We start from the raw sequence: 13,850 nt of genomic DNA, 5'->3' as shown, positions 1-13,850 counted from the left end.
GTCGCAGGCCGGCTCCCGCCGTACAGTGACCGGGTGGGACAGATCCGCAACACCCGGCAGCGCACGGCCGTCGCGGCCGTGTTCGACGAGCTGGACGGCTTCCACAGCGCGCAGGAGGTGCACGCCCGGCTGCGCGCGGCCGGCGACGGCATCGGCCTGTCCACGGTGTACCGGGCAGTGCAGGCGCTGGTCGACGACGGCGAGCTCGACTCGATCCGCACCGACTCCGGCGAGGCGGTCTACCGGCGCTGCAGCACGCAGCACCACCACCACCTGGTCTGCCGCAACTGCGGGCGCACCGTGGAGGTCGAGGGTCCGGCCGTCGAGCGCTGGGCCGACCGGGTGGCTGCCGAGCACGGGTTCACCGACGTGAGCCACACCCTGGAGATCTTCGGCACCTGCACGACCTGCAGCCAGGCCCGAGCCGCCAGCGCGGCCGCCCAGCCGGCCGGCTGACCCACCCCGACCCCTCGCCCGGGACGGCCCCTCGACCACGCACGACGATCACCGGGTTACGGTAGTGATTGTCATTGTCGGTTGAAGGAGTCAGTCCCATGCGCGCCACCCCCGTCCGCCTGCTCGCCACCGCCGCGGCCGCCGGCCTCCTGCTGACCGCCTGCGGGTCCTCCGACGACGACGCCGGCGCCGCACCGTCGGCCTCCGACGGCGTCTCGGTGGTGGCCTCCACCAACGTCTACGGCAGCATCGCCTCGGCCATCGGCGGGGACGACGTGGACGTGACCTCGATCATCGACGACCCGTCGGCCGACCCGCACTCGTTCGAGGCCAGCACCCGTACCCAGCTGCAGGTGTCCGAGGCCGACCTGCTGATCGAAAACGGCGGCGGCTACGACGACTTCATGCAGACCCTGGTCGACTCCACCGAGACGCAGGCGACCGTGCTGAACGTCGTGGACCTCTCGGGCAAGGACGCCGACGCCGAGGGCTTCAACGAGCACGTCTGGTACGACTTCCCCACCGTGGTGACGCTGGTCGGGGAGATCGTCGACCAGCTCAGCACGATCGACCCGGACAACGCCGACACCTACCGCAGCAACGGCGACGCCTTCACGGCCCAGGTGCAGGCCCTCATCGACGCGGAAGCCACCGACGAGCCGGCCACCAGCGGGGCCGGTGTCGCCATCACCGAACCGGTGCCGGGGTACCTGCTCGACGCCCTGGGTGCTGCGAACCGGACCCCCGAGGAGTTCTCCGAGGCCATCGAGGAGGGCACCGACGTCTCACCCGCCGTCCTGCAGCAGACCCTCGACCTGTTCTCCAGCGGCCAGGTGAAGGCACTGGTCTACAACGAGCAGACCACCGGCGCCGAGACCGAGCAGGTGCTGCAGGCCGCCGAGGACGCCGGCGTGGCCGTCGTCCCGGTCACCGAGACCCTGCCCGAGGGCATGGACTACGTCAGCTGGATGCAGTCGAACGTCGACGCCGTCGCCGCCGCGCTCTCCCGCTGAGCAGTCGCGCCGTCCCGCCGAGCCGGGGTGCCGGTCCAGCGGACCGCCCCAGCGGCCCGCTCGAACGTGGCCGCGCCCCGCTCACCGGCTGCGGTAGAGCCGCGTGGTGAGCGGCAGGAACACCGCGGTGAGCAGTGCCGCCACCCCGAGGGACACCGTGATCGCCACGCCGTCCGGCTCGCCCTGCATCAGCGAGCGGGACGCCGTGGCGAGCACGGTGATCGGGTTGACCTGCACGAAGGCCTCCAGCGGGCCGGGCAGGGTGGCCGGGTCGACGAACACGTTGGACAGGAACGTCAGCGGGAAGATGGCCATGAAGCCGGCGTTCATCACCGCGTTCGGCGAGCGCAGCAGCAGCCCGAGCACCGAGAACACCCAGGACAGCCCGAAGGAGAAGACGACGACCACCGCCAGCGCGCCGAGCACCCCGAGCACCCCGCCGTCGGGCCGGAAGCCCAGGGCCAGGCCCAGCACGATGATCACGGTGCCGGCCAGCACGTAGCGGACGCTGTCGCCCAGCAGCGACCCGAGCAGGGGCGCCGGCCGCCAGATCGGCAGTGAGCGGAACCGGTCGACCACGCCCTTGGTCAGGTCGGTGTTCAGCGAGACCCCGGAGTAGACGGTGGTGAACAGCACCGACATGACCAGCATCCCGGGCAGGATGAAGTCCAGGTAGGCGCCGGTGGAGCCGGCGATCGCCCCGCCGAACAGGTACGTGAACATCAGCACGAACATCACCGGTGTGACGGTGACGTCCAGCAACTGCTCGGGCACGTGCTTGATCTTGAGCATGCCGCGCCAGCCGAACACGACGGCGGTGGCCAGCCGGCCGGGCGGGGTGGGCCGGGCGGTGGAGGTGATGGCCCGGCGGACCGCCGCGGTGTCGGCGGGGCCCGGGGCCCGGGTGGTGGCGGTCATGACTGCTCCTGCAGGGTGTCGGACGGTGCGGGCGTGTCCTCGGCCAGGTGGCCGGTGAGGGCGAGGAAGACCTCGTCCAGACTGGGCTGCTCCAGGGAGAACTGGGCCAGCGGGATGCCGGCCCGGGCCAGCTCGGCCACCCCCAGCGCGGCCCGCGCGGCGTCGGCACCGGTGGCCGCGAGCGCGGCCGGGTCCGGCTCCAGCGCCACCGGGCCGACGGTGCGCTCCAGCAGCGCGGCGGCCTCCGCCCGGCGCCCGGCGTCCATCAGCCGGACGCGCAGCGCGCCGGTGCCGACCGAGGCCTTGAGGTGCCCGGGCGTGCCCTCGGCGATCACCCGGCCGCGGTCGATCACGGCGATGCCGTCGGCGAGCTGGTCGGCCTCCTCCAGGTACTGGGTGCACAGCAGGATCGTGGTGCCCTCGGCCACCAGCGCGCGGGCGATCTCCCACACCTGGTTGCGCGAGCGCGGGTCGAGCCCGGTGGTCGGCTCGTCGAGGAACATCAGCCGCGGGGTGACCACGATGCTGGCCGCGATGTCGAGCCGGCGGCGCATGCCCCCGGAGTAGTGCTTGACCAGCCGGCCGGCGGCCTCGGCGATGTCGAAGGCGGCCAGCAGCTCGTCGGCCCGGACGCGCGCGGCCGCCCACGAGTGGCCCAGCAGCCGGCCGAGCATGACCAGGTTCTCCCGGCCGGTGAGCTCCTCGTCGACCGAGGCCAGCTGACCGGTGAGGCTGACCAGCCGGCGCACCGCGTCGGCCTCGGTGACCACGTCGTGCCCGAGCACCAGCGCGGTGCCGGCGTCGGGGGCGATCAGCGTGGCCAGCATGCGGATGGTGGTGGTCTTGCCGGCGCCGTTGGGGCCGAGCACCCCGTACACCGACCCGGCCGGGACGGCGAGGTCGACGCCGTCGACCGCCCGGGTGGTGCCGAAGCTCTTCCTGAGACCGCTGGCCTCGATCGCCAACGGTGCCGATGTGGTCATCGCGACTCCTCTCCTGTGCTCACCCGGAGCATCTCCTGAGGGTCCGACAGAACCGGTGTGACCGGCACCATCTTTTCTCCGCGACCTGGTCCCCGACCTCGGACGACCCGCTCGGTGACCCGGCCACCCCGCCCGGGTGGAATGCCCGCGCCGCTGAGGCGTTCGCCCTGACGGGGACCGCAGGCACCGGGTCCCTGCTCCGACCAGAGAGGCCCTGCCCCGTGTCCTTCCCGCTCTCCGTCCTCGACCTCGCCCCCGTCGCGCCCGGCGAGACCGTCACCGACAGCATCGCGGCCAGCGTGGCGCTGGCGCAGTGCGCGGAGCAGCACGGCTACACCCGGGTCTGGTATGCCGAGCACCACAACATGCCGGCCATCGCCTCCTCGGCCACCAGCGTGCTCATCGCCCACGTCGGGGCGCGGACCTCCACCATCCGGCTCGGCGCCGGGGGCGTGATGCTGCCCAACCACTCGCCGCTGGTGATCGCCGAGCAGTTCGGCACCCTGGAGGCGATGTACCCCGGCCGGATCGACCTGGGCGTCGGCCGGGCACCCGGCTCGGACCAGCAGGCGATGCACGCGATGCGCACCGACCCCCGCGCCGGCGACCGGTTCCCGCAGGACGTGCTGGAGCTGCAGGCCTACCTCGCCGGCGAGAGCCGCGTGCCGGGGGTGCAGGCGTTCCCGGGCAGCGGCTCGCACGTGCCGCTCTACGTGCTGGGCTCCTCCACCTTCGGCGCGCAGCTCGCCGCGGCGCTCGGCCTGCCCTACGCGCACGCCTCGCACTTCGCGCCGCAGGCACTGCGGGCGGCGGTGGAGCTGTACCGCCGGGACTTCCGGCCCTCTGAGCAGCTGGACGCCCCGCACGTCATCGCCGGCGCCAACGTGGTCGCCGCGGACACCACGGCCTCGGCCCGGGAGCAGTTCGAGGTGCTGCGCCGCCGCCGCGCCGCCCTGCTGTTCGGCCGGGGCCGGGACCTCACCGAGCAGGAGACCGACCTGCTGCTGGAGTCCGCCGCCGGGCAGCAGGTCGACGCGATGCTCACGCACTCGGCCGTGGGCACCCCGGCGGAGGTGCGCGAGCAGCTGGTCGACTTCCGCCGGTACGCCGACGCCGACGAGCTGATCGTCGGGCACTCCTCCCCCGCGCTGGAGGGCCGGCTGCGCTCCACCGTCCTGCTGGCCGAGGCCGTGCAGTCGGTGGGCCGGGCGACGGTGCACGCCTGATGGCCAACCTGGAGTCGCTGCGCCGGTTCGGCATCGTGCTGGAGCTCGCCGAGGCCGCCGGCGGCGGTGACTGGGCGGGCTGGACGAAGGTGCTGGCCGGGCTGGACGACGACACCCGGGCCGACGTCGTCCGGCAGTCGTCGCTGGTCATCGCGATGCTCTGCGACCGGGAGGCCGAGCGGCGCGGCATCACCCGCGACCAGTTCCTGGCCCAGTTCCGCGCGGAGGCGATGAACGAGTTCGGCTGAGACCCGCGGGTACCGTCTGCTGCCGTGGACGCCGGATCGCACCGCCCCTGCTCGGTGGCGGCGACGCTGGAGACGGTCGGGGAACGGTGGTCCCTGCTGGTCGTGCGCGAGCTGTTCTACGGGGTCCGGCGCTTCGAGGGCATCCGGCTGGCGACCGGCGCCCCGCGCAACATGCTCGCCGTGCGGCTGCGCACCCTGGAGGACGCCGGCGTCCTGGAGCGGCGGCAGTACTCGCAGCGGCCGCCCCGCTTCGAGTACCACCTGACCCCGGCCGGGCAGGAGCTGGTGCCGGTGCTGCTCACGCTGCAGCAGTGGGGCGACCGGCACCTGCCCACCGCCGGCCGGATGCCGCTGCGGCACCGGCACGAGGGCCACGAGCACCGGCTGGCGGCCCGGCTGACCTGCACGACGTGCGGGGAGGAGATCGTCGCCGACGACCTGTCGCTCGCCGTGCCCGACCCGTGGGCGACGCCCGCCCCCGCCTGAGCCGCCCCCGCCTGGGCCGCCCCGGCCCGGGTCAGGTCACCGGCCGGCGCAGCCCGCTGGCCCGCACCACCTGCCGCTCGACCGCAGCCCGGACGGCGTCCTCGCTGCCCACCACGTGCACCCGGGTGCGGGCCCGGGTGACCGCGGTGTAGAGCAGTTCCCGGGTGAGCAGCGGGGAGCCGGCCGGCGGGAGCAGCACCGTCACCGCCTCGTACTGGCTGCCCTGGCTGCGGTGCACCGTGAGCGCGTGCGCGGTGGCCACCGACGACAGCCGGGACAGCGGCACCAGGTCGACGCCGTCAGCGCGGGCGAAGGCGGCCCGCAACCCGTCGGCGGTGTCGACGACGACCCCGGTGTCCCCGTTGAACAGCCGGTTCTCGTAGTCGTTGGCGGTGACCAGCAGCGGCTGGCCGGGGTGCCACTCCCCCGGCACGTCCCCGGACCAGCGGCTGACCTGCTCGTTCCAGTACGAGACGCCGTGCGGGCCGTGCCGGTGCGCGCAGAGCAGCCGGTGGCCGCCCAGCAGTGCCAGGGCGGCCTTGGCGTCACCGGCGGTGGCTGCGGAGCGCAGCTGCTCGGCCGAGCGGCGGACGGTGCCGGCCAGGGCGTCGGTGCCCGCGGCCAGCGACAGCCCCGCGCCACCGGTCAGCAGGGTCACCGCGAGGTCGGCGTCCCCGGTGCGGACGGCCTCGGCGAGCCCGCCGATGCTGGCGCCGTACCGGCGGGACACCCGCAGCCGCACCACGCCGTTGCGCAGCTGCGCCCGCTCGACCTCGTCGAGGTCGGCGTCCCGGTCGAGCTCCGGGCTCGGGTCGGGCGCCGCGGCGGCACCGGGCCGGTGCACCAGGTCGCTGAGCACGGCGCCGGCCTCGACCGGGGTGAGCTGGTCGGGGTCGCCGACGAGCACCAGCCGGGCCGTGGGCCGCACCGCCTCCAGCAGCCGCGCCATGAGGGTCAGCGGCACCATCGAGGACTCGTCCACGACGACCACGTCGAACGGCAACCGGTTGCCGGCGTCGTGCCGGAAGCGGCTGCGGTTGTCCGGGCGCCAGCCGAGCAGCCGGTGCACCGTGCAGGCGGTGAGGTCCAGCGGCAGCCCCACCTCCGCGGCCTGGGCCAGCACCGACTCCTGCAGCCGAGCCGCGGCCTTGCCGGTGGGTGCGGCCAGCGCGATCCGGGGCGGCGGGCCGGGCTGGGCCATCAGCAGCCGCAGCAGCCGGGCCACGGTGTGCGTCTTCCCGGTGCCCGGGCCGCCGGTGATCACGCTGACCCAGCGGCCGGCGGCGACCGCCGCCGCCAGCCGCTGCCGGTCCGGCGCGGGGCCGGGGAACAGCTCGGGGAGCAGGGTGAGGTCGACCGGTGGGGGCAGCAGTGCCGCTCGCTGGCCGAGCTCGCGGCGCACCAGCTGCTCCTGCTGCCAGTAGCGGTCGAGGTAGAGCAGCCCGTCCACCAGCCGCAGCGGCCGCCACGGCGCCGCGGCGCCGACGGCGACCAGCGGGCTGTCCTGCAACGCCGACCAGTCCACGGGCCAGGGCAGGTCCACGGGCGGGGCGTCCTCGTCGGGCACCACGGAGTCGGCCACCGTGGCCAGGTCCACGCACACCGACCCCGTGCGCACCCCGCGGACGGCGAGCGCGACGGCCAGCAGCACCGTCTCCGACGTCTCCGCCCCCAGCCGGGACAGCCGCAGGGCCACGTGCACGTCGGCGAGCGCCAGCACGCCGGCCTCGGCGAACTCCCGCAGCACGCCGGTGGCGCGGACACCGATCACGACCGGCCCGCCAGCAGGTCCGACAGCTCGGTGACCAGGGCCGCCGGCGGGTGCCAGGTGAACACCCCGGCGCCGGCGGGGGTCTCCGGGCCGGCCATGCCGCGGACGAACAGGTAGAGCACCGGGCCCAGGTGCCGCGCCGGGTCGTAGTCCCGCTGGCGCCAGCGCAGGAAGCGGTGCAGGGCCACGGAGTAGAGCAGCGCCTGCAGCACGTAGTGCGTGTGCTGCATCTCCCCGGCCATCGCGGCGGGCCGGTAGTGCCAGGTGGTGAGCGGCTCGGCACCCAGCCGGTTGGTCTTGTGGTCGACGACGGCGAAGCGCCCGTCCGGCAGCCGCAGCACGGCGTCGATGCTGCCGGTGAGGAAGCCGCGCAGCGCCGCGGGTTCCAGGGTCGCCAGCCGGTCGGCGTAGCCGGTCACCGGGCCGAGGTCGTGCCGGCGCAGCAGCGCGGCGACGTCGGCGAGCGTCGCGTGCGGGACGGCGTCGTCGCCGCCGGCCAGCGGCAGCTCGAAGTCCAGCTCGGCGAGCCGGTCGCCGGCGGCGATGCCGGCCAGCGTGGTGCCCTGCTCGTCGAGCGGGGTGTGCAGCACCGGGCGCAGCCCGTCGGCCAGGGCGGCGGCGTCGACCCCGGGCACCAGGAACCGGTCCACCGCCTCGGCGCAGCGCTGGTCCAGCTGCGCCGGGTCCAGCTCCTCGAGCACGGCGTGCACGAGCGTGCCGAACGCGGCACCGCCGGGCAGGGCGCTCAGCGGTGAGGGCAGCGCGCCGGTGTCCGGGGGCAGGGCGGGGCCGCCGGCGCTCGGTCCCGGGACGGCGCCCGCGCCCGGGACGGCGCCCGTTCCCGGGACGGCGTCGGGGGCCGGTACGGCGTCGGGGGCCGGGACGTCCTGCTCGGCGTCCCGCTCGTCCTGGGTGCCGGGCTCGTCCGGCTCGCTGGTCGGCGGCAGGTCGTGGGCGGCCCGGGTGAGCGCGCTGTAGGACGTGCGCCGCCAGTCGTCGTCGAGCACCCGGGTGAAGCTGCTGACCGCCAGCTCGGGCGGGGGCTGCGCCGGTGGGGACCAGCGGGTGCCGGGCGCGGGCGCGACGTCGGCGACGCCGATCCGGCCGCCCGACTGCCCGGCCAGGGCGGCGAGCAGGGCGGCCGCGTCGTCGTCGGAGGGCACCGCCACCTCCGGGTCGGGCTGCGCCCCGGCCGCCGGCCGGCCGAACAGCAGCCGGTGCAGCGGCGCGGAGCGGGTGTTGGCACTGGGCGCCCAGTGCGCGACCACCTGGCAGGCGGCCCGGGTCAGCGCCACGTACAGCAGGCGCAGGTCCTCGCCGAACTCCTCGGCGTCCCGGCGCACGCGGGCCCGGGTGTACCCGGCGGCGGCCGGCCCGCCGACGTCGAGCACCCGGTTGCCGTGGTCGTCGTGCAGCCGCAGCACGTCGAGTTCGCGCGGCACCCAGCGGTCCCAGCCGAAGGGCACGTGCACCACGGGGAACTCCAGGCCCTTGCTGACGTGCACGGTCATCACCTGCACCGCGGCGGCGTCGGACTCCAGGCGCCGGCTGCGCTCCTCGGTGCCCTCCACCTCGACCCGGGCGATGCGCCGGCGCAGCCACTGGACCAGCGCGGTCAGGCCGAGGGACTCCGCGGCCGCCGCGGCGTGCAGCACCTGCCCGACGTGCCTCAGGTCGGTGAGCACCCGCTCGCCGTCGGGCCGGCGCAGCACCCGGGCCGGCAGACCCTCCTCCGCGGTGAGCACCTCCAGGAAGGTGGCCACGCCGCGGTCGGTGAGCAGGTCGGCCCAGCGGCGCAGCCGGGGCGCCAGCCGGTCGGTGACCTGCTCGGCGCCGGCGTCCAGGGCGGCCTCGTCCAGGCCGAGGAACACCGACAGCGCCGCCGCCCGGACCCGCCCGGCCCGGTGCGGCTGCTCCAGGACCTCCAGCAGCACCAGCCACGACTGGGCCCCGGCGGTGCCGAACACGCTGCCCCCACCGGCCATCACCGCCGGGACGCCGACCCGGCCCAGCGCGTCGGTGACCAGGTGGCCCTGCCGGTTGGTGCGCACGAGGACGGCGACGTCGCTGGGGCGCAGCGGCCGGCCCTCCAGCTGAGCCGGCCCGGACAGCAGGTCCACCACGTCCGCGGCGACGTCGGCCGCGACGGCGTCGCGCAGCCGGTCGACGGCGGGCAGCCCGCGGGCCAGCCGGCCGTGCCCGGTGCGCGGCACCCGGCGCAGCCGCAGCGGGGCGCCCGCGCCGGTGAGCCGCGGCTCCGGGTGCGCCGACCCGACCGGCCGGACCACGATCCGCGGGTCGCCCAGCGCGGTGCCGCCGAACACCTGGTCGAGCGCCTCGATCAGCGGCCGGTCACTGCGCCAGTTGCAGGCCAGCGTGGCCCGGCTGCCGGCCACCGCGCCGGCGGCCAGGTAGGTGGTGACGTCGCCGCCACGGAAGCCGTAGACGGCCTGCTTCGGGTCACCGATCAGCACCAGCGTGGTGCGCTGGTGGAACGCCCGGTGCAGCACCTCCCACTGGACCGGGTCGGTGTCCTGGAACTCGTCGACCATCACCACCCGGTACCGGGAGCTGACCCGCTCGCAGGCGACCGCCCCGTGCTCGGGGTGGCCGAGCGCGTCGCGCAGCAGCGACAGCCAGTCGTCGTAGTCGACCAGGCCACGCCGGCGCTTGCGCCGCTCCACCTCGTCCCGCACGGCCTGCGCGGCCCGGCGCCGGCGCCCGGGCGTCCCGGTGTCGTCGATCGGCTCCAGCCGGGCCTGCCGGTCGCTGCCCACGGCGGCCCGGCCGAGCTCCAGCAGCTGGGCGTGCTCCAGGAACGGCGGCGCGGTCTGCTCGCCGACGGCGAAGGAACGCAGGTACAGGTCGCCGACCACCTCGTGCACCAGGTCGCCGACGTCCTCGGTGAAGGTGGCGGCGGGGTCGGTGTCGGCGGCGGTGCCCAGCCCGGCCAGCATCTGCGAGCAGAACGAGTGCGTGGTGGCGATGGTGGCCGCGTCGAACCCGGCCAGGGCGCGGGCCAGCCGGGCGCACCGCTCACCGACCTCGGCGTCGCCGACAGCGGCCAGCAGCCGCAGCAGCGGGTCACCCGACGCGCGGGCCGCGGCCGGGTCGCGCAGGGCGGCCTCCGCGGTGACCATGCGCTCGCGCACCCGGTCCCGCAGCTCCCGGGAGGCGGCGTTGCCGAAGGTGACCAGCATCAGCTGGGACAGCTCGGCGACGCCCTCGGCGACGTAGCGGGTGGTGAGCGCGGCGATGGTGAACGTCTTGCCGGTGCCGGCGCTGGCCTCCAGCACGGTGGTGCCGGTGGGCAGCGGGCCGCACACGTCGAAGGGCATCGGGGTGGACGGCTCCGAGGTGGACGGCTCGGGGGTGGACGGCGTCACGAGGTGGTCTCCGCATCGAGCAGGGGGCTCCACAGCCGGCGGGCCAGCACACCGAAGCGGGTGCGCTCGTCGGGCCAGCGCTCGTCGTCGAGCGGTGCGGCCGCGGCGAGGGCGCTGATCGGGGCCCGGGTGCCCCAGACGTGCACGTGGTGCCGGTCCTCCCGCTCACCGGGGAACCGGCCACCGGCCCACTCCTGGCCAGCGCTCTCCAGCGCCTGCTCCACGCTGGTGCCCCCGCCGGCCCGGGCGCGGGCGTAGCACTCGGAGGCCTTGGCGGCCAGCGGCAGCGGCTCGCACAGGCCCCGGTCGTACAGGTCGACCAGTCCGGCGAGCGCGGCCCGCGGGTCGGGCGGGGCGACGATCGTGGAGGTGCGGGCCCGGTCGCCGCGCCGGCCGACGGTCACCGCGGTGCCTCGCCCCTCGGTGGCGGCCAGCGCCAGGGCCAGCACCCAGGCCCGCACCCGGTGCTTCGCCGCGAGGCTGGAGTAGGTCACGCTGACCACGGCGTCCTCGCGGACGCCGTTGACCGTGCCGGACAGCTCCCGGCCACCGCCCAGGTCGACCCGCACGTCGACCGCGCGCGACGGCGCGGCCAGCAGCGGCGCGGCGGCCCCGACCAGCGGCACGACGCGGCGGCCGACCCGCTGCAGCACCCGGGCACCCAGGGCGCCCGGCGGCAGCGTGCCGCGCAGCCACTCGCTGCGCTCGGCGTCGGCGGCCGGCACACCGGCCAGCCCGGCGGTGAGCAGCCGGTCGCCCACCGCCCACTCCTGCAGCGCGTCCAGCGAGGCCGACAGCGCGTCCGCCACCTCGTCGTCCTCGCCGGGCAGGGTGATCTGCAGGCGCTGGCGCAGGTAGGCCCGCACCGGGTGCTCGACGAAGGAGACCAGGTCGTCCAGCGCGACCGGGCCCCCGCGCGGCGGCAGCGGCCGGCGGGCCGGCTCGGGGGCTCGGGCGCGGGCCGCCTGCCGGGCGCCGGCGAGGGCGACCGGGTCGAAGCTGAGCGGGGTGGCGCCGGTGAACTGGCGGGCGTCGTGCGGCTGCAGCGGGTGCCGGCGGACGATCCGGTCCCGGTCGGCCGGCACCATCGCGGCCAGCACGTCCAGCAGCTCGCCGACCGGGACGGCCGGTGGCCGGGTGGCGCCGCTGACCGGGTCGGCGCCGGTGTGCACCACCACCAGCCGCTCACCGGCGGACAGCACCGCGTCCAGCAGCAGCTGCCGGTCCTCGCTGGGCACGTCCCGCTCGCCGACCCGCGGGTCGCGGGCCAGCACGTCGTCGCCGTCGACCCCGGAGCTGCGCGGGAAGACGCCGTCGTCCAGGCCGAGCAGCACCACGACCCGGTGCGGCACCGACCGCATCGGCACCAGGGTGCAGACGGTGAGGTTGCCGGTGCGGAAGTTGGCCCGGGTGGGCCGGCCGCGCAGCCGGGAAGCCAGCATCGCCCGCACGTCGGCCAGCCGCACCGGGGCGGTGCCGCCCTCGGCGGTCTCGGCGAGCTCGCGCCGGGCCTGGGCCAGCTGCCAGGCGTCGTCGGGCTCGGTGGTGGTGAGGCTGTCCAGCGCCGCGGCCAGCACGTGCACCCAGTGCCCGACGGGGTGCTCGCCGGACAGCGCCGTGAGCACGTCCTCCAGCCGGTCCACCAGCTCGGCCAGCCGGCCGGCGAGGTCGACGTCGGTGCTGTCCACGTCGTCCAGGGGCAGGGCCAGGCCCAGCCACACCGGCTGGTCCTCCGAGGTGGTGACTCCCAGCAGCACCCGGTCCAGCCCGGCCCGCCAGGTGTTCTGCGGCACCCGCTCCATCGCGTACGCCGCGCGGGTGGTGGTGTCCAGCCCCCACCGGACCCCGGAGCGGGCGACCCAGTCCCGGATGCGCTCGAGGTCCTCGTCGTCGAAGCCGAACGCCCGCCGGACGCCGGGGGTGGCGGCGAGGTCGAGGACCTGGCTGGCGGTGACCCGGCCGTCGGCCAGCTCCAGCAGCAGCGCGACGGTGTCCAGCAGCGGGTTGGTCTGGCGCAGGCTGCGGTCGGCCAGTCGCACCCGCAGCGCGTTGCCGGGGTGCGGCAGGTCCGGTCCGAGCCCGAAGGTGGCCGACACCAGGGGCGCGAAGGTCTCGACGTCGGGGCACAGCACGAGGACGTCGCGGGGCTCCAGGGTGGGGTCGTCCTGGAACAGCCGCAGCAGCACCTCGCGCAGCACCTCGACCTGCCGGGCGGGGCCGTGGCAGGCGTGCACCTGGACCGTGCCGTCGAGGGTGCCGCCGGCCGCCGGCGGCCGGTCGTCGCGCAGGTCGGCCTGCAGCCGGGCCAGCAGCGTGCCCGGCACGTCGCCGTCGGGGCCGGTGTGGTGCACGTCCACGTGCTCAGGCAGCCGCAGCTGCAGCTCGCGGACGTCCCGGCCGAGGCTGCGCAGCAGCGGGTGCCGGGCGACCGTGGCGCTGGTGTCCTCCGCGCGCCGGGTGGCGGTGCGGCCGGCCAGCGCCGACCACAGCGCGGGGCTGGGGTGCGGCAGCCACAGGTGCATCTCGCGGCCGGCGGCGAGCGCGTCGAGCACCGCCAGCGACTGGGTGGACAGCCGGGTGGGGCCGAAGACGCTGACCCGGTCGGGCAGGTCGGAGCGGCCCGGCTCGGCTCGCAGCACCGCGCAGGCCGCGGCCAGGTCCTCGGCGGGGCTGGGGCCGAGGCGCTCGCGCAGCCGGCGCCACAGCTCGGCCTGCCAGCGCAGGTCGCCCGGCAGCGGCGCCGACCCGTCGGTGTCCCGGCCGGCGGCCCAGTCGCGCAGCATGCCCGGCCGGTGCGCGGCGTAGGAGCGGAACAGCTCGCCCAGGTGCGCGGCGGTGGCCCAGCGGCGGCCGCGGCGGTGCGCTCCCGCCCCCTCACCGGCGGCGCCGGCGCCCACGTGGGCGGCCAGCACCGCGCACCACGGCTCGCCCACGCAGGCGTCGAGCACCTCCAGCAGCGCCCAGGTCGGGTCCGCCCAGGGGTCGGCGCGCGGGTCGGTGCCGGTGGCGACGGCCAGGGCCTCGTCGACCAGCCGGCCCGAGGACGGGAAGCGGATGCCCGAGCAGATGCCGTCACCGCGCGGGCCGGCGCCCAGCACGGTGGACAGCCGCTGCGCCAGCCACCGCTCCACGCCCTTCGCCGGCACCGCCACGACCTCGGTGGCGAAGGGGTCCGCGAGGGGGTCGGCGAGCAGGCCGGCGAGGCCGTCGGCCAGCCGGGCGGTCCGCTCCGCGCGGTGGAGGTGCAGCACGCGGCCTGTCTACCCGACGCCACCGACAGTCCCCCGACGCCCGCGGCGTGTCCCCCCGGCGGGCCGGCCGGCGTGGGCGGGCACACCTCGGAGCGCCCGCGCGCACCCACGG

Annotated in this window: 10 protein-coding genes; 5 read left to right on the top strand and 5 right to left on the bottom strand. The window is 76.4% G+C overall.

The window, feature by feature from the left end; genetic code table 11:
• The first annotated feature begins 33 nt into the window (after nucleotides 1–33).
• Entirely contained in the window at nucleotides 34–456 is a 423-nt protein-coding gene (locus tag G1H19_RS11065) for a Fur family transcriptional regulator (protein ID WP_162392189.1), read from the top strand.
• A gap of 98 nt (nucleotides 457–554) precedes the next feature.
• Entirely contained in the window at nucleotides 555–1,469 is a 915-nt protein-coding gene (locus tag G1H19_RS11060) for a metal ABC transporter solute-binding protein, Zn/Mn family (RefSeq protein ID WP_152727791.1), read from the top strand.
• An 81-nt stretch (nucleotides 1,470–1,550) separates the two neighbouring features.
• On the opposite strand, the gene G1H19_RS11055 is transcribed toward G1H19_RS11060, so the two are convergent.
• Nucleotides 1,551–2,387 (bottom strand): ABC transporter permease, encoded by an 837-nt coding sequence (locus tag G1H19_RS11055; RefSeq protein WP_152727790.1) that lies wholly within the window; start codon nucleotides 2,385–2,387, stop codon nucleotides 1,551–1,553.
• Nucleotides 2,384–3,370, bottom strand: coding sequence for an ATP-binding cassette domain-containing protein (locus G1H19_RS11050; protein ID WP_152727789.1), 987 nt, complete (start codon nucleotides 3,368–3,370; stop codon nucleotides 2,384–2,386). Before G1H19_RS11050 ends, G1H19_RS11055 begins: the two co-directional genes overlap by 4 nt.
• Before the next feature lie 221 nt (nucleotides 3,371–3,591).
• On the opposite strand from G1H19_RS11050, the gene G1H19_RS11045 reads away from it, so the two are divergent.
• Genes G1H19_RS11045 through G1H19_RS11035 form a run of 3 tightly spaced genes read left to right on the top strand, consistent with a single transcriptional unit; the run spans nucleotide 3,592 to nucleotide 5,330 of the window.
• The gene (locus G1H19_RS11045) at nucleotides 3,592–4,596 is read left to right on the top strand and encodes an LLM class flavin-dependent oxidoreductase (RefSeq protein WP_162392190.1); all 1,005 of its coding nucleotides are present in this window, start codon (nucleotides 3,592–3,594) and stop codon (nucleotides 4,594–4,596) included.
• A complete protein-coding gene (locus tag G1H19_RS11040) occupies nucleotides 4,596–4,844 on the top strand; it encodes a hypothetical protein (RefSeq protein ID WP_152727787.1) in 249 nt (82 codons plus the stop codon). Before G1H19_RS11045 ends, G1H19_RS11040 begins: the two co-directional genes overlap by 1 nt.
• Before the next feature lie 24 nt (nucleotides 4,845–4,868).
• The gene (locus G1H19_RS11035; RefSeq protein WP_162392191.1) at nucleotides 4,869–5,330 is read left to right on the top strand and encodes a winged helix-turn-helix transcriptional regulator; all 462 of its coding nucleotides are present in this window, start codon (nucleotides 4,869–4,871) and stop codon (nucleotides 5,328–5,330) included.
• Between the two features lie 31 nt (nucleotides 5,331–5,361).
• Here G1H19_RS11035 and recD read toward each other — a convergent pair whose 3' ends face one another.
• From recD to recC, 3 genes are read right to left on the bottom strand one after another with little or no spacing between them, the layout of a single operon-like run.
• Entirely contained in the window at nucleotides 5,362–7,101 is a 1,740-nt protein-coding gene (gene recD, locus G1H19_RS11030) for an exodeoxyribonuclease V subunit alpha (protein ID WP_162392192.1), read from the bottom strand.
• The gene (locus tag G1H19_RS11025) at nucleotides 7,098–10,487 is read right to left on the bottom strand and encodes a UvrD-helicase domain-containing protein (protein ID WP_152727786.1); all 3,390 of its coding nucleotides are present in this window, start codon (nucleotides 10,485–10,487) and stop codon (nucleotides 7,098–7,100) included. Before G1H19_RS11025 ends, recD begins: the two co-directional genes overlap by 4 nt.
• Complete coding sequence (gene recC / locus G1H19_RS11020) at nucleotides 10,484–13,738, bottom strand: exodeoxyribonuclease V subunit gamma (protein WP_162392193.1); 3,255 nt, start codon at nucleotides 13,736–13,738, stop codon at nucleotides 10,484–10,486. Before recC ends, G1H19_RS11025 begins: the two co-directional genes overlap by 4 nt.
• Between the last annotated feature and the right edge of the window lie 112 nt (nucleotides 13,739–13,850).

Source organism: Goekera deserti (assembly GCF_010685995.1).
Taxonomy (GTDB): Bacteria; Actinomycetota; Actinomycetes; order Mycobacteriales; family Geodermatophilaceae; genus Goekera; species Goekera deserti.
This window is presented reverse-complemented; position numbering and strand designations above follow the sequence as displayed.